This is a genomic window from Cupriavidus sp. FW305-46, assembly GCF_058787075.1.
In genome coordinates this window covers 1-18,564 of sequence record NZ_JBYSZI010000050.1, presented here as the reverse complement: position 1 = coordinate 18,564, position 18,564 = coordinate 1, and the positions used below count along the sequence as shown (strand labels likewise).

At 62.9% G+C, this 18,564-nt stretch carries 23 protein-coding genes and 1 tRNA gene; 21 read left to right on the top strand and 3 right to left on the bottom strand.

The window, feature by feature from the left end; genetic code table 11:
* Window position 1: 1 nt before the first annotated feature.
* The 13 genes from hisB to AC3WON_RS22525 all read left to right on the top strand — a co-directional run bounded on the left by hisB (window position 2) and on the right by AC3WON_RS22525 (window position 8,589).
* Window positions 2–589, top strand: a complete 588-nt coding sequence (gene hisB, locus AC3WON_RS22585) for an imidazoleglycerol-phosphate dehydratase HisB (protein WP_013958203.1) — start codon at window positions 2–4, stop codon at window positions 587–589.
* A 92-nt stretch (window positions 590–681) separates the two neighbouring features.
* Entirely contained in the window at window positions 682–1,305 is a 624-nt protein-coding gene (locus AC3WON_RS22580; RefSeq protein WP_010812329.1) for a YchE family NAAT transporter, read from the top strand.
* Window positions 1,302–1,955 (top strand): imidazole glycerol phosphate synthase subunit HisH, encoded by a 654-nt coding sequence (hisH, locus tag AC3WON_RS22575; protein ID WP_035813874.1) that lies wholly within the window; start codon window positions 1,302–1,304, stop codon window positions 1,953–1,955. The genes AC3WON_RS22580 and hisH overlap by 4 nt, the downstream gene beginning before the upstream one ends.
* 138 nt (window positions 1,956–2,093) lie before the next feature.
* Window positions 2,094–2,840, top strand: coding sequence for a 1-(5-phosphoribosyl)-5-[(5-phosphoribosylamino)methylideneamino]imidazole-4-carboxamide isomerase (gene hisA / locus AC3WON_RS22570; RefSeq protein ID WP_427311601.1), 747 nt, complete (start codon window positions 2,094–2,096; stop codon window positions 2,838–2,840).
* A 60-nt stretch (window positions 2,841–2,900) separates the two neighbouring features.
* On the top strand, window positions 2,901–3,671 hold the full coding sequence (hisF, locus tag AC3WON_RS22565) for an imidazole glycerol phosphate synthase subunit HisF (RefSeq protein ID WP_492320410.1): 771 nt from the start codon (window positions 2,901–2,903) through the stop codon (window positions 3,669–3,671).
* 2 nt (window positions 3,672–3,673) lie between these two features.
* On the top strand, window positions 3,674–4,078 hold the full coding sequence (gene hisI, locus AC3WON_RS22560; RefSeq protein ID WP_010812325.1) for a phosphoribosyl-AMP cyclohydrolase: 405 nt from the start codon (window positions 3,674–3,676) through the stop codon (window positions 4,076–4,078).
* Entirely contained in the window at window positions 4,075–4,446 is a 372-nt protein-coding gene (locus AC3WON_RS22555) for a phosphoribosyl-ATP diphosphatase (RefSeq protein ID WP_492352798.1), read from the top strand. The genes hisI and AC3WON_RS22555 overlap by 4 nt, the downstream gene beginning before the upstream one ends.
* Window positions 4,447–4,506: 60 nt before the next feature.
* Complete coding sequence (locus AC3WON_RS22550; RefSeq protein WP_492320409.1) at window positions 4,507–4,896, top strand: DUF4870 family protein; 390 nt, start codon at window positions 4,507–4,509, stop codon at window positions 4,894–4,896.
* A gap of 64 nt (window positions 4,897–4,960) precedes the next feature.
* Entirely contained in the window at window positions 4,961–5,317 is a 357-nt protein-coding gene (locus AC3WON_RS22545; RefSeq protein ID WP_492320408.1) for a histidine triad nucleotide-binding protein, read from the top strand.
* A 149-nt stretch (window positions 5,318–5,466) separates the two neighbouring features.
* Window positions 5,467–5,700, top strand: a complete 234-nt coding sequence (gene tatA / locus AC3WON_RS22540) for a Sec-independent protein translocase subunit TatA (protein ID WP_010812321.1) — start codon at window positions 5,467–5,469, stop codon at window positions 5,698–5,700.
* A 95-nt stretch (window positions 5,701–5,795) separates the two neighbouring features.
* Window positions 5,796–6,308 (top strand): Sec-independent protein translocase protein TatB, encoded by a 513-nt coding sequence (tatB, locus tag AC3WON_RS22535; protein ID WP_492320407.1) that lies wholly within the window; start codon window positions 5,796–5,798, stop codon window positions 6,306–6,308.
* Window positions 6,309–6,448: 140 nt separating this feature from the next.
* Window positions 6,449–7,246, top strand: a complete 798-nt coding sequence (gene tatC, locus AC3WON_RS22530) for a twin-arginine translocase subunit TatC (RefSeq protein WP_035826013.1) — start codon at window positions 6,449–6,451, stop codon at window positions 7,244–7,246.
* Between the two features lie 242 nt (window positions 7,247–7,488).
* Window positions 7,489–8,589 carry a porin gene (locus tag AC3WON_RS22525; protein ID WP_492320406.1) on the top strand — a complete coding sequence of 367 codons (1,101 nt, stop codon included), beginning with the start codon at window positions 7,489–7,491 and terminating at the stop codon, window positions 8,587–8,589.
* A gap of 453 nt (window positions 8,590–9,042) precedes the next feature.
* On the opposite strand, the gene AC3WON_RS22520 is transcribed toward AC3WON_RS22525, so the two are convergent.
* On the bottom strand, window positions 9,043–10,236 hold the full coding sequence (locus AC3WON_RS22520; RefSeq protein ID WP_492320405.1) for a Do family serine endopeptidase: 1,194 nt from the start codon (window positions 10,234–10,236) through the stop codon (window positions 9,043–9,045).
* Window positions 10,237–10,256: 20 nt separating this feature from the next.
* Between AC3WON_RS22520 and AC3WON_RS22515 the strand changes: the two genes are divergently transcribed.
* Window positions 10,257–11,003 (top strand): Nif3-like dinuclear metal center hexameric protein, encoded by a 747-nt coding sequence (locus tag AC3WON_RS22515; protein ID WP_013958190.1) that lies wholly within the window; start codon window positions 10,257–10,259, stop codon window positions 11,001–11,003.
* 72 nt (window positions 11,004–11,075) lie between these two features.
* Here AC3WON_RS22515 and mscL read toward each other — a convergent pair whose 3' ends face one another.
* A complete protein-coding gene (gene mscL, locus AC3WON_RS22510) occupies window positions 11,076–11,501 on the bottom strand; it encodes a large conductance mechanosensitive channel protein MscL (protein WP_010812315.1) in 426 nt (141 codons plus the stop codon).
* A 214-nt stretch (window positions 11,502–11,715) separates the two neighbouring features.
* On the opposite strand from mscL, the gene petA reads away from it, so the two are divergent.
* The 7 genes from petA to AC3WON_RS22475 all read left to right on the top strand — a co-directional run bounded on the left by petA (window position 11,716) and on the right by AC3WON_RS22475 (window position 16,410).
* Entirely contained in the window at window positions 11,716–12,333 is a 618-nt protein-coding gene (gene petA / locus AC3WON_RS22505) for a ubiquinol-cytochrome c reductase iron-sulfur subunit (protein ID WP_492320404.1), read from the top strand.
* A 2-nt stretch (window positions 12,334–12,335) separates the two neighbouring features.
* Window positions 12,336–13,739 carry a cytochrome b gene (locus AC3WON_RS22500; RefSeq protein ID WP_492352797.1) on the top strand — a complete coding sequence of 468 codons (1,404 nt, stop codon included), beginning with the start codon at window positions 12,336–12,338 and terminating at the stop codon, window positions 13,737–13,739.
* Between the two features lie 36 nt (window positions 13,740–13,775).
* Window positions 13,776–14,519, top strand: a complete 744-nt coding sequence (locus AC3WON_RS22495) for a cytochrome c1 (RefSeq protein WP_035826002.1) — start codon at window positions 13,776–13,778, stop codon at window positions 14,517–14,519.
* 220 nt (window positions 14,520–14,739) lie between these two features.
* Window positions 14,740–15,351, top strand: a complete 612-nt coding sequence (locus tag AC3WON_RS22490; protein WP_010812311.1) for a glutathione S-transferase N-terminal domain-containing protein — start codon at window positions 14,740–14,742, stop codon at window positions 15,349–15,351.
* A 57-nt stretch (window positions 15,352–15,408) separates the two neighbouring features.
* Window positions 15,409–15,897 carry a ClpXP protease specificity-enhancing factor gene (locus tag AC3WON_RS22485; protein ID WP_492320403.1) on the top strand — a complete coding sequence of 163 codons (489 nt, stop codon included), beginning with the start codon at window positions 15,409–15,411 and terminating at the stop codon, window positions 15,895–15,897.
* Between the two features lie 52 nt (window positions 15,898–15,949).
* A tRNA-Thr gene (locus AC3WON_RS22480) sits at window positions 15,950–16,025 on the top strand.
* A 151-nt stretch (window positions 16,026–16,176) separates the two neighbouring features.
* Window positions 16,177–16,410, top strand: a complete 234-nt coding sequence (locus AC3WON_RS22475; protein ID WP_492320402.1) for a type II toxin-antitoxin system Phd/YefM family antitoxin — start codon at window positions 16,177–16,179, stop codon at window positions 16,408–16,410.
* 20 nt (window positions 16,411–16,430) lie between these two features.
* Here the strand turns inward: AC3WON_RS22475 and AC3WON_RS22470 are convergent, their stop codons facing one another.
* Window positions 16,431–18,263 carry a DEAD/DEAH box helicase gene (locus AC3WON_RS22470; RefSeq protein ID WP_492320401.1) on the bottom strand — a complete coding sequence of 611 codons (1,833 nt, stop codon included), beginning with the start codon at window positions 18,261–18,263 and terminating at the stop codon, window positions 16,431–16,433.
* Between the last annotated feature and the right edge of the window lie 301 nt (window positions 18,264–18,564).

The window sequence follows — 18,564 nt, the reverse complement described above, 5'->3', positions numbered from 1 at the left end:
CATGCGTGTTGCAGAGGTCACCCGCAATACTTCGGAAACGCAAATTCGCGTTTCCCTGAATCTCGACGGCAGCGGCCGCCAGAAACTGGCGTCCGGCGTGCCGTTCCTTGACCACATGCTGGACCAGATCGCCCGGCATGGCATGTTCGACCTGGAGGTCGAAGCCACCGGCGACACGCATATCGACGACCACCATACGGTGGAAGACGTGGGCATCACGCTCGGCCAGGCGGTGGCAAAGGCCATCGGCGACAAGAAAGGCATCACCCGCTACGGCCACAGCTACGTGCCGCTGGACGAATGCCTGTCGCGCGTGGTGATCGATTTCTCCGGCCGCCCCGGCCTGGAATTCCACGTGCCGTTCACGCGTGCGCGCGTGGGCAGCTTCGACGTGGACCTGACCATCGAATTCTTCCGCGGCTTCGTCAACCATGCGGGCGTGACCTTGCATATCGACAACCTGCGCGGCATCAATGCCCACCATCAGTGCGAAACCGTGTTCAAGGCCTTTGGCCGGGCACTGCGCATGGCGGTGGAGCTGGACCCGCGCGCGGCGAACACGATCCCGTCGACCAAGGGTACGCTCTGACCTTTCCACCACGGTAGGCGTGCCGGCTGGTTGCGGCGCCCGCTGACCTTCCAAGCCTGAACCTGGCCAGCGATGCTGGCGACCCGCAACCGATGGATACGCTCAAGTCGTTTATTTCGCTGCTGGCGCTGATCAACCCGATCGGGGCGATCCCGTTCTTCATCAGCCTGACCAGCCTGCAGACGGAAGCGGAAAAGCTGCGTACCATCAAGATCGCATCGGTTTCGGTGGCGATCGTGGTGGCGGTGTCGGCCTTGCTGGGGCAGCAGATCATCGAGTTCTTCAATATCTCGGTGGCGTCGCTGCAGGTGGGTGGCGGGCTCATCATGATCATGATGGCCATGAACATGCTGAACGCGCAGACCAGCCGCACCAAGGCCACGCCGGAAGAAGAGGACGAGGCCGAGGTAAAGTCCAGCATCGCGGTGGTGCCGCTGGCGCTGCCGCTGCTGACCGGGCCGGGCTCGATCAGCACGGTGATCGTCTATGCCGGCAAGACCCAGCACTGGTACCAGTTGCTGATCCTGGTCGGCCTTGGCGTGGTGATCGGTGCGGTGGTGTACCTGGTGTTCCGCGCGGCCGACCCGATCGCCCGGGTCATCGGCCGCACCGGCATCAATATCGGCACGCGCCTGATGGGGCTGATCCTGTCGGCGCTGGCCGTGGAATTCATTGTGGACGGGCTGAAGACATTGTTGCCTGTTTTGAAATCATGACTACCATAGCAATTGTGGATTACGGCATGGGCAACCTGCGCTCGGTGGCGCAGGCGCTGCGTGCCGCGGCGCCGGAAGCGGACGTGCGTGTGGTGGATGCCCCCGAAGGCATCCGCTCGGCCGACCGCGTGGTGCTGCCCGGCCAGGGCGCGATGCCCGACTGCATGTCGGCGCTGGGCGCGTCCGGGCTGCAGGAGGCGGTGGTGCAGGCCGCCGCCAGCAAGCCGATGCTGGGTGTGTGCGTGGGCGAGCAGATGCTGTTCGAGTTCAGCACCGAAAGCCGGGCCGGCGCGGACCGTACGCCGGCGCTGGGCCTGATGCCCGGCCAGGTGGTGCGCTTTGCGCTGGACGGCATGACGCAGCCCGACGGCTCGCGCTACAAGGTGCCGCAGATGGGTTGGAACCGGGTGCGCCAGGCCAGGCCTCACCCGCTGTGGGACGGTATCCCGGACGACAGCTGGTTCTATTTCGTCCACAGTTACTATGTGCAGGCGCAGGACCCGGCCCATGTTGCCGGTGAAACGGAATACGGAGTCGTATTTACCAGCGCGGTAGCGCGCGATAATATTTTCGCGACGCAGTTCCACCCCGAGAAGAGCGCGGCCCTGGGCCTGCAGCTGTACCGGAACTTCGTCCACTGGAATCCCTGACCCGATTCGTTTTTTTACCGATCATCGACCGCTAACTCGACCCGTCACCCGACCTGTTTCCGATCGACTATCGACCCGACCTGACCGGCAGCGCCGGTCTCGCTCAATCTCTATCACTCAACCACGCTCGTCACGCATATGTTGCTCATTCCGGCCATCGACCTGAAGGACGGTCAGTGTGTACGCCTCAAACAAGGCGACATGGACCAGGCCACCGTCTTTTCCGAAGATCCCGCCGCCATGGCACGCCACTGGGTGGAGCAGGGCGCCCGCCGCCTGCACCTGGTGGACCTGAATGGCGCGTTCGTGGGCAAGCCCCGCAACGAGGAGGCCATCAAGGCCATCATCGCCGAGGTCGGCGACGAGATCCCGGTGCAGCTGGGGGGCGGCATCCGCGACCTGAACACCATCGAACGCTGGCTGGATGACGGGCTGTCGTACGTCATCATCGGCACCGCCGCGGTGAAAAACCCCGGCTTCCTGAAGGACGCCTGCTCGGCCTTCGGCGGCCATATCATCGTCGGCCTGGATGCCAAGGACGGCAAGGTGGCGACCGACGGCTGGAGCAAGCTGACCGGCCACGAGGTGGCGGACCTGGCACGCAAGTATGAAGACTACGGCGTCGAGGCGATCATCTACACCGATATTGGCCGCGACGGCATGCTGCAGGGGATCAATATCGATGCCACCGTCAAGCTGGCGCAATCGATGTCGATCCCGGTGATCGCCAGCGGCGGGCTGTCCAACCTGGCCGACATCGACAACCTCTGCGCGGTCGAGGGCGAAGGTGTCGAAGGCGTCATTTGCGGCCGCGCGATCTACTCCGGGGATCTCAACTTTGCCGCCGCGCAGGCGCTGGCGGACAAGCTGCGCGACGGGCAATAAGGCAACGCGCCGCGGGCGCAGCCGCCGCCAGACTGGAGCTGGCGGCGGACAAGGAATCTCATGCTAGCCAAACGTATCATCCCCTGCCTGGACGTGACCAACGGGCGGGTGGTCAAGGGCGTCAACTTTGTCGAGCTGCGCGACGCGGGCGATCCCGTGGAAATCGCGCGCCGCTATGATGAGCAGGGCGCCGATGAAATCACATTCCTGGACATCACCGCGACCAGCGACGGGCGTGACCTGATGCTGCACATCATCGAGGCTGTGGCTTCGCAGGTCTTTATCCCGCTGACGGTGGGCGGCGGCGTGCGCACGGTCGAAGACGTGCGGCGCCTGCTCAATGCCGGCGCGGACAAGATCAGCGTCAACTCGTCGGCCATCGCCAATCCGCAACTGGTCTCGGACGCCACCGCCAGGTACGGCTCGCAGTGCATCGTGGTGGCGATCGACGCCAAGCGCAGCTCCGCCCCGGGCGAAGCGCCGCGCTGGGAAGTCTTCACCCATGGCGGGCGCAAGGCCACCGGGCTGGACGCGGTCGAATGGGCGCGAGAGATGGCCGCGCGCGGCGCCGGCGAGATCCTGCTGACCAGCATGGACCGCGACGGCACCAAGAGCGGTTTCGACCTGGAACTGACCCGCGCCGTCAGCGACGCGGTACCTGTGCCGGTGATCGCCTCGGGCGGCGTCGGCGGCCTGCAGGACCTGGCCGACGGCATCACCCAGGGCCGCGCCGACGCGGTGCTGGCCGCCAGCATCTTCCACTACGGGCAACACACCGTGGGCGAAGCCAAGGCATTCATGGCCCGCGAGGGCATTCCCGTGCGGATCTGATCATGGCAAAGAAGTGGCTCAACAAGGTCAAATGGGACGATAACGGCCTGGTGCCGGTGATCGTGCAGGAAGTCGGCTCGAACGACGTGCTGATGTTCGCGTTCATGAACCGCGACGCGCTGCAGCGCACCGTGGAGCTGGGCGAGGCCGTGTTCTGGTCGCGCTCGCGCAAGCGCCTGTGGCACAAGGGCGAAGAGTCCGGCCACGTGCAGAAGGTGCATGAGATCCGCCTGGACTGCGATGAAGACGTGGTCCTGCTCAAGGTGACCCAGATCGACAATATCGCCTGCCATACCGGGCGCCATTCCTGCTTCTTCCAGAAGTTCGAGGGTGATGTGGAGGCCGGCGACTGGCAGACGGTCGAGCCGGTGCTGAAGGACCCTGCCCAGATCTACACCAAGCCATGAGCGACACCCAACTCAGCAGCAACGATGTCCTGGCGCGCCTGGCCGAAGTGCTGGAATCGCGCAAGCCCGCCAACGGCGGCGACCCTGACAAGTCCTATGTGGCGCGCCTGTTCAGCAAGGGCGACGACGCCATCCTGAAGAAGATCGGCGAGGAAGCCACCGAGACCGTGATGGCCGCCAAGGACGCGCGCGCCGCCGGGCAGACTGGCGCCGAGGCCGGCAAGGTGGTCTACGAAGTGGCCGACCTGTGGTTCCATTGCATGGTATTGCTGGCCAACTTCGGCCTGACCCCTGCGGATGTGGTCAACGAGCTCGCGCGGCGCGAAGGGCTGTCCGGCCTCGAGGAAAAGGCCCGGCGCAAGGACTAGGTGGCCCGCGCAGGCTGGTCTTCCGCCTGCCCAAGGCAGGCTCTTAATAAAAGGGCGATTATGGCGAACGACTACACCGGGCAAGTCACCACCCCCAGCGGCGAACAGTTGAGCAGCCTGCGCAAGCTGCTGCACATCCTGTATGCCCTGTATGCGATCTTCTGGCTGACCGGCGGCATCACCGCGCTGATTGCAATCGTGATCAACTACGTCAAGCGCGACGACGCTCGCGGCTCGCTGTATGCCTCGCACTTCGCCTGGCAGATCCGTTCGTTCTGGTGGTCAGTAGTGTGGGGCGTGCTTGGCGGGGTGCTGTTCGCGACAGTCGTGCTGATGCCGCTGGCCTTTGCCGTCTGGGGCGTGCTGTCGCTGTGGATGCTGTATCGTATCGTCAAGGGCTGGCTGTACCTGAATGACAGCAAGCCGATGTACCCGGATCAGCAGTTCTGATGCCGGGCAGGCCGGGGCGCACGAAGCTGACAGCGGGTGCCGCGGCCGTCGCAATGAAATCTTCATGAACGCTCAGGATAATTGCATCTTCTGCAAGATCGTGGCCGGCCAGCTACCGTCGCGCAAGGTCTACGAAGACGACGACATGGTGGCCTTCCACGATATCCATCCCAAGGCCCCGGTACACTTTCTGGTCGTTCCCAGGTTGCATGTCGACTCGCTGGCCGATTGCGGCGCCGGCGAAGGGGCGGTGCTTGCTAGAATGATGCTGAAGGTGCCTGAACTGGCGCGCGCGGCAGGTTGTGCCAACGGTTTCCGGACGGTGATCAATACCGGCCCGGACGGTGGGCAAGAGGTCTACCACCTGCACCTGCATGTGCTGGGTGGGCCGCGCCACGAGTGGAAAGGACCGCTGCCCTGACCGGGCAGCCTTGGCATGGGAGCGCCCGCGGCGTTAACGCCTCGGGGCAGAAGCTGCGCCGGCAACCGTCGCCCGGCGCGGCCATAACGGGACGGAACAACGGGTCCGGGCATATCTGATTACGCCCGCGGCTTCATCAGGAGCAAGAAATGGGTTCGTTTAGCATTTGGCACTGGCTGATCGTGCTGGTGATCGTCATGCTCGTGTTCGGCACCAAGAAACTGCGCAATATCGGCCAGGACCTGGGCGGCGCGGTCAAGGGCTTCAAGGATGGCATGAAGGACGGCGAGGGCAAGGCTGCCGCCGATCCCGCCCAGTCCAAGGAACTGCGCGACTCCACCACCATCGACGTCGAAGCCAAGGAAAAGACCCGCCAGCAGTAATCCGGCGGTGTGTCATCCCTTCGACGCAAACCTCGCTGCCTGCGTGTCGTCCCGCGCCTGCGCTTTTCCGCATGTTGTCCGCATGATGTGTCCGCATGATTGATCTCGGCATTTCCAAGCTGGCGCTGATCGGCGCCGTGGCACTGATCGTGATCGGTCCCGAACGGCTGCCCAAGGTTGCGCGCACTGTGGGCGCGCTGGTCGGCCGGGCGCAGCGCTACATCAACGACGTCAAGGCCGAAGTCAGCCGCGAGGTTGAACTGGAAGAACTGCGCAAGATGCGCACGGAATTCGAGGACGCCGCGCGCGATGTCGAGCGCACCATTCACAAGGAAGTCAGCGAGCAGACCCAGGCGCTGAACGAAGCCCTGGGCGGTGCCGAGGGAACCAGCGGCGGCAGTAGCGCCGACGCCGGTGGCGGCTTCGTGCCAAGCTGGGATGCGGCCCACAAGGCGCACAACGGGCGCAAGAGCTGGCGCGTCAAGCAGGGCGCCCGCCCGCTCTGGTTCAAGCGCCAGCACAATGTCCGCGTCTGGGTGCAGTCGGGCGCGGCGCGCGTCAAGCGCCACCGGCCGGTCACCCGGCCATCCCGATCCTTCTTCGAGTGAGCATGCGCCGCGGCAACACCTTGCCGGCCGTCGTTCCGGCCGCTGCCGTCGTGGCCGCAGTCCTGGTTGCATTCGCGCGCCGCCGCGTTGCGGCCCCATCGATCCACCTTGCCAGCCCCCGCGGCTGAGCGGTTCACGCCATGAGCGACACCCGGTCCCCAGATCCCCAAGACCCGCAAGACGAGTCGCAGCAGGAAACCTTTATTTCCCACCTGGTCGAACTGCGCCAACGCCTGGTCAAGGCGGTGGCCGGCATCATCCTGGTCTTCGTCAGCCTGGTCTACTGGGCCCCGGTGATTTTCAACCTGTTTGCCGCGCCGCTGATGGAGTCGCTGCCCAAGGGCGGCAAGATGATCGTGACCGATGTCACCGGCTCGTTCTTCGTGCCGATGAAAGTCACCTTGCTGGTGGCCTTCCTGATCGCGCTGCCGTGGGTGCTGTACCAGGTCTGGCAGTTTGTCGCGCCCGGCCTGTACCAGCATGAGAAGCGCCTGATCCTGCCGCTGGTATCGAGCAGCTATTTCCTGTTCCTGTGCGGCGTGGCGTTCGCGTATTTCCTGGTGTTCCCCACGGTGTTCCATTTCATGGCGCACTACAACGCCCCGCTGGGGGCGGAGATGTCGACTGACATCGACAAATACCTCAGCTTTGCCATGACCACTTTCCTGGCCTTCGGCATCACCTTCGAGGTGCCGGTGGTGGTGATCGTGCTGGTGCGCTTTGGCGTGGTGGAGCTGGAAAAGCTCAAGCAGATCCGCCCCTATGTGATCGTGGGGGCCTTCATCATCGCGGCCATCGTGACCCCTCCCGATGTGCTGTCGCAGCTGCTGCTGGCCGTGCCGCTGGTGGCGCTTTATGAACTGGGACTGCTGCTGGCGCGTTTTGTCGGCCGTCCGTCCCCTGAAGCGGCTGCTTCAGGGGAAACGCAGCCCGACTAATTCGGCTGAGGTAGGCCTTTCAGGCCTGCCTAGCCCCGTTTTGCACCAAAACGGGGATTTCCCCATCCATTCCTGTTGCTCCCCCACAACAAAAACCGCCAGTAAGCATGGTTTACGCCGAAAAAGCCTTCTGACGGCCGGGGGGGCTGGCACATAATACGCAGCAGACGTGAATGTAAATGCGTCGCCCAAGTACTTGGGCAACCAAGATTTCCCAATCAGTTGACAAGGAAAGTGTCGATATGAAGATGAAACTGTTTGCTGCTGCCGTCGCCGCTCTGGCCGCTGGTGGCGCGTATGCCCAATCGAGCGTGACCCTGTACGGCGTGGCTGACGTCGGCCTCGAGTACGTCAACAACGCCAACGCCGCTGGCGACGACCTGTTCCGCATGTCGTCGGGTAACCAGTCCGGTTCGCGCTGGGGCCTGCGTGGCGTGGAAGACCTGGGCGGCGGCCTGAAGGGCGTGTTCGTGCTGGAAAGCGGTTTCGACCTGGACAACGGCACGTCGGCTCAAGGTGGTCGTCTGTTCGGTCGTCAAGCCTACGTCGGTCTGCAAAGCCAATTCGGCTCGCTGCTGCTGGGCCGTCAGCAAACGTCGTTCTATGACTTCGGTCTGCAGTTCGACCCGATGGCCATTTCGTCGCGCTACGGCATCCTGTCGCAAGACGCTCAATTCGCTGCGCGCGCTGATAACACCGTCAAGTACATCGGCAAGTTCGGTGGCCTGACCGCTTCGGCCTTCTACAGCTTCAACAACAACGGCCAGGAAGTCGCCGGCGCATTCCGCCGCGGCCAACAGTACGGCGCCCTGGTGAGCTACGCAGCTGGCCCGTTCGCAGTTGGTGCTGCTTATGACGAAATCCACGGCACCGTGTCGGCTGGTGGCGTTGACCAAAGCGGCCAGCGCACTCGCCGCGCTACCGTTGGCGCCAACTACGCCTTCGGTCCGGCCAAGGTCTATGCCGGCTATCGCTGGGCCAAGGCCTTCGACGGCGCTGCGCTGCCTGGCGGCACGACGGTTGACAATGGTATCCTGACCACGTCGACGGCTTCGAACCTGTACTGGCTGGGTCTGGGTTACCAGCTGACCCCGGCGTTCTCGCTGTCGGGCGCTGCTTACTACCAAGACTTCCGCAAGAGCGAAGCGGATCCGTGGCAGTTCGTGATCACGGCCGACTACGCGCTGTCGAAGCGTACCGACGTGTACACCTCGCTGTCGTACACCCTGAACGACAAGGGCTCGGCCCTGGGCGTGAACGGTTTCAACACCGCCACCACCACCAACGTTCAGGCGAACAAGGATCAGTTCGGTGCTGTGGTTGGTCTGCGCCACAAGTTCTAATCTGACGCGGGCGTAAGCTCGCTTAGGATTGGCTTGAACCAAAAGGCCGGCATCCGTAAGGATGCCGGCCTTTTGTCTTGTGCGGCACCAAGTGCTGGTACAGGCTGTTGCGCTGCTATTGTGCTGTGCCAGCCATGCCGTGCCTGGATAGCCGGCCGGAGAACGGGTGGCGTGGGCGCAGCGCGGTGTGCCGGCATTCTGCTTCGCGGCGATTTGGATCGGGCGCGGCGTTGCTCGTGCCGATCGTGACCGGTATGCACGTCGATCACGCCCCCGGGCGTGAGTTGCGCCTACCAGTGACGACCCCTGGTTCCACCGCCGCGATCCGGCAGCGCGGCGCGGCATTCCGTGATCGTTGCCTCGATGCCAAGGGCAGCAACTGCGCCAGGCATAAAAAAACCCCGCCATCCAAGGCGGGGCTTCTTCTTCAGGGCCGTGTCGTCGTGCCCGGCCTCACTCTTCCTCTTCAAACGGCAGCGAGCGGCGCGGCGGCGGAGGCCGTTTGCCGATGGTCACCGTCAGGTCCGTTGGCTTGCCGCGGCGGATCACGGTCATCTTGATGTCCACGCCCGGCTTGAGCTGGGCAATCGCGTTGAGCAGCGCGGTCGTGTCCGTGATCGACAAGCCATCCACCTTGGTCAGCACATCGCCGGGCTTCACGCCCGCCTTGTCGGCCGGCCCACCCTGGACCACCGCGGCGATCAGTGCGCCTTCCTTGGCATCGAGGCCGAACGATTCGGCGATCTCGGGCGTCATGTCCTGCGGCTCGACCCCGATCCAGCCACGCGTCACGCTGCCGGTGGAAATGATCGATTCCATCACCTGCTTGGCGGTCGACACCGGAATCGCAAAGCCGATCCCCAGCGAGCCGCCCGAACGCGAGTAGATCGCCGTGTTGATGCCCAGCAGGTTGCCCTGCGCATCCACCAGCGCGCCGCCGGAGTTGCCCGGGTTGATGGCCGCGTCGGTCTGGATGAAGTTCTCGAAGGTATTGATGCCCAGGTGGCTGCGGCCCAGCGCCGACACAATGCCCATCGTCACCGTCTGGCCGACGCCGAACGGGTTGCCGATGGCCAGCACCACGTCGCCTACCTTTACGTTCTCGAGCCGGCCCAGCGTGATCGCGGGCAGGTCCTTGAGCGTCACTTTCAGCACGGCCAGGTCGGTTTCCGGGTCGGAGCCTACCACCTTGGCGTTGGCTTTGCGGCCGTCGGTCAGCGCGATCTCGATTTCATCGGCGCCGTCGACCACGTGGTGGTTGGTTAGAATGTAACCCTCGGCGCTGACAATGACGCCGGACCCCAGGCTGGAGACCGGCTCCTGCCGCTCAGGCAGGCGGTCGCCAAAGAAGAAGCGGAACCACGGATCCTCGGCCTGCGGGTTGGGCGAGCGCTTGTTGCCGTTCTTGCTGGTAAAGATATTGACGACGGCCGGCATGGCCATCTGGGCGGCTTCGCTGTAAGACCCTTCGGCCGCAGGACCGGACACGTTGGGCACGACTTCCTTGAGCGCCACGATGGGCGAACCGGACTGGACCGCGACGCGCCCCCTCTGCAGCCAATCAGGCTTGAGCGTTGCCACGACGAACCAGACCGCCAGCACGACGGTGACAGCCTGGGCAAAGAACAGCCAAAAGCGCCGCAACATATTGGAGTTTTGAGCAGAAAATGAAAACAAAAGAGCTTGAATTGTACTTGAATGACCTGTTGGAAGTTTCCCGCTACAAGGACTATTGTCCCAACGGGCTGCAAGTGCAAGGTCGCTCAGAGGTCACACACGTCGTGACAGGAGTGACTGCAAGCCTGGCATTGGTCGATGCCGCGATCGAAGCGGGGGCCGACGCCATCCTCGTCCATCACGGCTACTTCTGGAAAAACGAAGATGCTCGCGTGGTCGGGCAGAAGCACGCGCGTCTGAAGCGCCTGCTTGGCGCGGACGTCAACCTGTTCGCCTTCCACCTGCCCCTGGATAACCACCCGGAGTTCGGCAACAACGCCCAGCTCGGCCTGCAGCTCGGCTTCACCCCGACCGGCCGCTTCAGCGACGACCAGCTCGGCTGGACCGGCACGCTGCCTGCGCCGATGCCGCTCTCTGCGCTGGCCGCGCATGTTGGTGGCGTGCTGGGGCGCGAGCCGCTGGCCATCGGTGAGCCGGACCAGATGATCCGCACCGTCGGCTGGTGCACGGGTGGGGCGCAAGGTTATTTCGATGCCGCGGTGGCCGCGGGTGTCGATGCCTACCTGAGCGGCGAAGTCTCGGAGCAGACCACGCACCTGGCGCGCGAAAGCGGCGTGGCTTACCTTGCCGCCGGCCATCACGCCACCGAGCGCTACGGCATCCGCTCGCTGGGCGAGCATGTGGCCGAACGCTTTGGCCTGCGCCATACGTTTATCGATATTCCTAATCCCGTCTGATCTGACGAAAAACAAAACGGCCCCATCGGGGCCGTTTTATCTTCCGGGGTCGGCGCGCAGACGGCGCACCAATCAGCGGGTCTTCAGGCTGTCCCGGATTTCACGCAGCAGCACGACTTCCTCGGGCGGTGCGGCGGGCGCTGCTTCCGGTTCCGCGGCGCGCATCCTGTTAAAGGCACGCACCATCAGGAAGATGATGAAGGCCAGGATCAGAAAGTTGACAACGATGGTCAGGAAATTGCCGTAGGCAAACACGGGCACGCCGGCCTTCTTCAAGGCATCGAGCGTAGTGGGTGTTCCGGGTGGGGGATCCGCCAGCACGATGAACATGCTGGAGAAGTCCAGCTTGCCGATCACGCGGCCTACCAACGGCATGATCAGGTCGTTGACCACTGAATCCACGATCTTGCCGAAAGCCGCGCCGATGATCACACCGACCGCGAGGTCGATGACGTTGCCGCGTACGGCGAAGGTTCTGAATTCCGAGATCATGCCCATGGGGGGTTCTCCTTCTTGTCGCTAGCGATGAACGGTTTCAAGCTCGAAGCCTGCCGCATCACTCACCGGAAAGCAAGCACCGAAGCCGCTTTCCGGGTTGCACGTCCGATAATCGCGCATGGCCGTGGCATTTTCTGCCTATCTAGTGCGCTGGTGTCTAAGGTACACTTTATGGTTGACGCAAAATCTAAATTGACTTCCCCTGGGGTTTGGAATGAGTGACCAGCAAGACGTGAAGAGCGTGGATAAGGGTCGCCGCAATTGGTTGATCGCGACATCCGTCGCTGGCGGCGTCGGAGGCGTAGCGGTAGCGGTTCCTTTCGTCAGTACTTTTGCACCATCGGAGAAGGCCAAAGCCGCGGGTGCTCCAGTCGAGGCGGATATTGGCGCGCTGAAGCCAGGCGAGATGATGACTGTCGAATGGCGCGGCAAGCCGGTCTGGATCATGCGGCGCACGGACGAACAACTGGCGTCGCTGAAGAAGACGGACGGCGAGGTGGCCGATCCCAATTCCGATGTGGCATTCACCATGCAGACGCCTGAGTACTGCAAGAACGAAACCCGTTCGCGCGCAGACCACAAGGACGTCCTGGTCGTGGTGGGTATCTGTTCCCACCTGGGCTGCTCGCCGTCGGGCCCCTTCGCCGCCGGTGCCAATTCCCAGCTCGGCTCCGATCCCGGTTTCCTTTGCCCCTGCCACGGGTCGACCTTCGACCTCGCCGGGCGCGTCTTCAAGAACAAGCCGGCTCCGCAGAATCTCGATGTTCCCCCCTACCAGTTCCTGACCGACAGCAAGATCGTGATCGGCAAGGACGAGAAAGGAGAAGCCTGATCATGGCGGCCGAAAAACAAGTCAAGACGACCGGCCTGCTGGGCTGGATCGACGCCCGCTTCCCCGCAACCCAACTGTGGGAAGACCACCTCTCCAAGTACTACGCGCCGAAGAACTTCAACTTCTGGTACTTCTTCGGTTCGCTGGCGCTGCTGGTGCTGGTGATCCAGATCGTCACCGGCATCTTCCTGGTGATGAACTACAAGCCGGACGCCACGCTGAACGCCGCCGGCATTCCCGTGGCCTTCGCCAGCGTGGAATACATCATGCGCGAAGTCCCCTGGGGCTGGCTGGTGCGCTACATGCACTCGACCGGCGCCTCGGCCTTCTTCGTGGTGGTCTACCTGCATATGTTCCGGGGCCTGCTGTACGGTTCGTACCGCAAGCCGCGCGAGCTGGTCTGGATCTTCGGCTGCCTGATCTTCCTGTGCCTGATGGCGGAAGCCTTCATGGGCTACCTGTTGCCATGGGGCCAGATGTCGTACTGGGGCGCCCAGGTGATCGTGAACCTGTTCTCGGCGATTCCCGTGATCGGCCAGGACCTGTCGCTGTTCATCCGCGGTGACTACGTCGTGAGCGATGCAACGCTGAACCGCTTCTTCTCGTTCCACGTCATCGCCGTGCCGCTGGTGCTGCTGGCGCTGGTCATTGCCCACATCATCGCGCTGCACGAAGTGGGTTCGAACAACCCGGACGGCGTCGAGATCAAGGCCAAGAAGGACGAAAACGGTATCCCGCTGGACGGCATCCCGTTCCACCCGTACTACTCGGTGCACGACACGCTGGGCGTTGCCGGCTTCCTGCTCCTGTTCTCGGCCGTGATCTTCTTTTTCCCGGAAGTGGGCGGCTACTTCCTGGAGCACAACAACTTCTTCCCGGCTGACCCGCTGAAGACCCCGCCGCATATCGCGCCGGTGTGGTACTTCACGCCGTTCTACTCGATGCTGCGTGCCACCACGTCGAACTTCCTGCCGATCCTGTGGGTGTTCTTCGCGCTGCTGCTCGGCATGGTGTTCCTGCGCAGCAAGGATGCGCGCGTGAAGATCGGTGCCGTCGCCATTGCGGTGATCCTGGCCGTGGGCTTCTACTTCATCGACGCCAAGTTCTGGGGCGTGCTGGTGATGGGCGGCTCGGTGGTGATCCTGTTCTTCCTGCCGTGGCTGGACCACTCGCCGGTCAAGTCCATCCGCTATCGTCCCGCTTTCCACAAGACCATCCTGACCGTCTTCGTGGTGGTGTTCCTGGTGCTCGGCTATCTTGGCGTGCAACCGCCGTCGCCGGTCGGTGAGAAGGTGTCGCAGCTCGGTACGCTGCTGTACTTCGCCTTCTTCCTGACCATGCCGCTGTGGAGCCGTGTCGGCGAGTTCAAGCCGGTCCCGGAGCGTGTCACGTTCCACCCGCACTGAGCGAAGCGAACCCCGACAAGAGCACAAGGACACAAGATGAAAAAGCTGCTTTCGATCCTCGCGCTGGCCGGCGCCTGCTTTGCCGGCGCGCCTGCCATGGCATCCGAGGGGGGCTTCCCCCTCGAGCCGGCACCGGTGAACACTGCTGACCTGTCGTCGCTGCAGCGCGGCGCCAAGCTGTTCGTCAACTACTGCCTGAACTGCCACGGCGCATCGATGATGCGTTACAACCGGCTCAAGGACATCGGCCTGACCGACGACCAGATCCGCGAGAACCTGCTGTTCAGCGCGGACAAGGTCGGCGAGACCATGACCATCGCCATGCAGCCGAAGGAAGCCAAGGCCTTCTTCGGTGCGCAGCCGCCGGACCTGTCGGTGATCGCCCGCGCCCGCGGCGACGACTGGCTCTACACCTACCTGCGCACGTTCTACCGTGACGACAGCCGCGCCACCGGCTGGAACAACCTGGTGTTCCCGAGCGTCGGCATGCCGCACGTGCTGTGGGAACTGCAGGGCCAGCGCGCCGCCAAGTTCACGGAAGTGGAAGAGCACGGCGAGAAGGTGCACAAGTTTGCCGGCTTCGAGCAACTGAGCCCGGGCAAGCTGAGCAAGGTCGAGTACGACCAGGCCAGCGCTGACCTGGTCGGCTTTCTGGACTGGATGGCCGAGCCCGCGCAGAACCACCGCAAGCGCCTGGGCGTCTGGGTGCTGCTGTTCCTGGGCGTGTTCACCGTCTTTGCCTGGCGCCTCAACGCCGCGTACTGGAAGGACGTGAAGTAAAGGCATGCCAGGGGCCCGAATCCGGGCCCGGACAAGGCAAAGGCCAGGGGTGGCCGCTGCGAAAGCAGCACCGCCCCTGGCCTTTTCTCTTGGAAAACCTGCCGAAGCGCGCCAATAAAGTGCCCCATTTGCCACAAATTTGCTTTCTGATGGTCGACTTTGGCAGAATGACAGACCTTACTGTCCGACCCTGCTTCGGCTAAGCCCAAGGAATCCAACCATGATGGTGTTGTATTCGGGTACGACTTGCCCGTTTTCCCAACGTTGCCGCCTTGTCCTGTTTGAAAAGGGCATGGATTTTGAAATCCGCGACGTCGACCTGTTCAACAAGCCCGAAGATATTTCGGTGATGAACCCGTACGGCCAGGTGCCCATCCTGGTCGAGCGCGACCTCATCCTGTATGAGTCGAACATCATCAACGAATACATCGACGAGCGCTTCCCGCACCCGCAGCTGATGCCGGCTGACCCGGTGCAGCGCGCCCGCGCCCGCCTGTTCCTGTTCAACTTCGAAAAGGAACTGTTCACCCACGTCTACACGCTGGAGAACGAAAAAGGCAAGGCCGCGGAGAAGAACCACGAACGCGCCCGCGCCGCGATCCGCGACCGCCTGACGCAGCTTGCGCCGATCTTCGTCAAGAACAAGTACATGCTGGGCGAAGAGTTCTCGATGCTCGACGTCGCCATCGCGCCGCTGTTGTGGCGCCTGGACCACTACGGCATTGAGCTGTCGAAGAACGCCGCACCGCTGCTGAAGTATGCTGAACGCATTTTCAGTCGTCCCGCGTACATCGAAGCGCTCACCCCGTCCGAAAAGGTGATGCGCCGCTAACCGGCACCGGCCCGAAGGCATCCGCCCTCGGGCCACCACGGCGCCATTGGAAGCACAATGTCTGAAACCTCCACCAAGCCCTACCTGATCCGCGCCATCTATGAATGGTGCACGGACAACGGCTTCACGCCGTACATCGCCGTCTTCGTCGACGCCAACACCAGCGTGCCGCGCGAGTTCGTCAAGAACAACGAGATCGTGCTCAACGTCAGCTTCGACGCCACCAGCGGCCTGGACATGGGCAACGAGTGGATCACCTTCAGTGCACGCTTTGGCGGCGTCTCGCGCAAGATCGACGTCCCTGTCGAGAACGTGCTGGCCATCTACGCCCGTGAAAACGGGCAAGGCATGGCCTTCCCGGTCGAACGCAGCCTGCCGGAAACCCAGGCCGCCACCGAGCGTGAAAACAACCCGCCGCCCAAGCTGGCCCCGGTGGAAGCCGAGACCTCGGCAACTACCACCGACACTGGCCCCGGCGACGACGACACGCCGCCCCCGGTGCCCCGCATCGGCAGCAAGAAGCCCGCACTGAAAGTGGTGAAGTAAGCCATCCCAAAGCGGACCGCAATGCAGTAGAATCGCGGTCTGCACCAGACATGCCGGCTTAGCTCATCAGGTAGAGCAGTTGATTTGTAATCATCAGGTGGCGGGTTCGAGTCCTGCAGCCGGCACCAGAATTTGAAAACGGGCTACGCAAGATTGCGTAGCCCGTTTTGTTTTTGTGGCAAGGGCGCACAGCCGCATCAATGCCGAAAAAAATGACTTATTCATCTAGTCGTTGTGGGCGTAGATTTCTGACTAGTAGCAATGACTAGAAGGCAATCCATGGCTGGCAGCCTGATTTCCAAGACCGAGTTCAAGGCGTGCGCCCTCGAGTATTTCCGCCAGATCGAAGCCTCGGGCGAGCCGGTCATTGTCACGGACCACGGCAAGCCCACACTCGAGGTGCGTCCCTATCGCGGGCTGGAGCGTGACCCCCTTCAGGTATTACGCGGCACCGTGGTGCGCTACGACGCGCCGACGGAGCCAGTGGACGTTGAGTGGGAGGCCGAGCGGTGATCGTGCTGGATAAGCGTGCCTTATTCCCTTACTGCACCGAGCGCAGCACCCAGCTTTCCAGCAAACCTCGACCCGTCCCCAAACGTCATCACCAACTGCCGCGTAGCCCGCGTCATCGCCACATACATCAGCCGCGCTTCGTCTTCATCCGCCTCATCATGCTTATGCGGCATCCCCGTGGCCGGAATGCATACCAGCGGAAACTCCAATCCTTTGCTGCTATGCATGGTGATCACCTTGACGCTGTCCGCGCCGGGTGTAAATCGCTTGGTGATTTGGGGACATTCGAACGGAATGCCCTTGCGCGTGAGCGCGCTGGTGACGTGTCCGACCGTGTCCCAATGGCGATAGAGCACCGCCATTTCTGACCAGGGCGTACCAGCCCGATTCTCGTCAGTCAGGATCTGCGCAATGCGCTCAGCTTCCGCCTCTACGTTTGGCAATTCGATCAGCAGCGGTTTGTTGCCGCGGCGCCCGGCACCGACAGGTTGCACGGTAGGCGCTTCGTCTTCGGCTGCCTCGGTCGGCCGCAGCAACTCATCCGCAAAGCTGCGCGCGACGGCCAGTATCTCCTGCGTATTGCGGTAGTTAAGCTTGAGGATGGTCGTACGGCCCCGGGCCTGGATGCCCACGCTGGCAAAGGTCATCCCGCGCTTCCTAGCGCCGCCATAAATGGACTGCGCATCGTCGTAGAGCACCAATAGGGAATTGCTCTCCGGATTCACCATCTGCACGACCAGCTTGAACCACTCCGGCCGGAAGTCATGCCCCTCATCGATCAGCACGGCGTCGTACTGGCCGGCCGGGATCGCTTTCCGGTCCACGCCCTGGATGACGCGATTTACCATTTCCTCAAAGAGCGCATCGCTGGGGCGCCCCTTCGGCCTGTCAATGTTGTAAGTCTCTAGTTGGCGCGAGCACCACGCATGGAAGTTGTGGACGTGGACCTTCTCTTCGATGCCTTTCTCGATCATCGTCGCCGCCAGCTTGGCGGCGAGGGTCTTGTTGTAGCAAAGCACGAGGACTGGCCGTGTGACGATCTTTGCAAGATGCTCAGCCCGGTAGCCGAGGATCATCGTCTTGCCAGAGCCGGCGACGCCATGAATGACCCGGTGGCCTTCGCCGAGGCTGCGTGCCAACTGCTCCTGCTGGAGATCCATGACGCGAAGGATGTCAGGCATATTCAGCGGCTCCGCGGCATCCTCCGGAAAGAGCGCGCGTTGCTCCGGCATGCGGATCTGCGGGAACAGGTGCCAGCGAATCCGCTCGATTTGCGGCAGGGAAAGCTTGAAGGTGAACTTGACCGGGAACATCTCCCACAGGCGCTGCTGGAAGCGTTCCGCGTCGACCGCCTCATACATCTCGTCCTGGCAGATCACCAGGTGCGGGGGCAGGACGTCACCGAGGTTGGTCTTGTCGAACTGGGCACGCGTGATGTTGGACAGGACGACGCCGCAGCCGTAGGGAAAGAAGGGTTTGCCCTTCAACGAGCCGCTAGGCCAGACCAACTGCGGATCGCGCTGCAGCAGGTTGGTGACATAGAACATGTACTGGCGGGCTTGCTCGAGGGGATTCATCTCCCGCACCAGCCCGCGATCCGTCAGCAGCGTGACATCGCGCTGGTCGACTTCCCGGATGGTATCCAGCCTCCAGTCTTTCACCTCCAACACCAGCAGACCCCGGCTGGGATGGAAGACGATGAAATCCGGATGCCTGGTTTTCTCTCCGATGGCGACGTCATACCAACACAGGTAGTCGTCCTCCAGCTTTGTCTCCAGACGCTCGGCGAAGCGTCTCTCTCCACTGGTCATGCGCGAAGTGACCGAACCCAGCGCGGGAATCAGCGTGGCCATGCGTTGTTGCTCTTCTTATTGCCCGTTCAGGAACTGCGCTGACCACGGTAGGTGTCGCGGACCCGGTGCGACGGCGGTCAGGCAGGTTTGTTATGCGGCAATTGTAGGCACAAAACGGTAACGGTGGCTATTTCGGTAGTTTTGGTGATTTGCCGGTTGGCGACACTGGCGAGCCGGCGGCTCCGGGGGCTGTCAAGCGGTCTGCGCCGGCTTTCCGGCGATCCGCGCCGCCGATCCGTCGATTCCCGCCACCCCCATATCAGAGCCCGGATCGCAGTGGTAACCTCCCGCTATCTCCGCC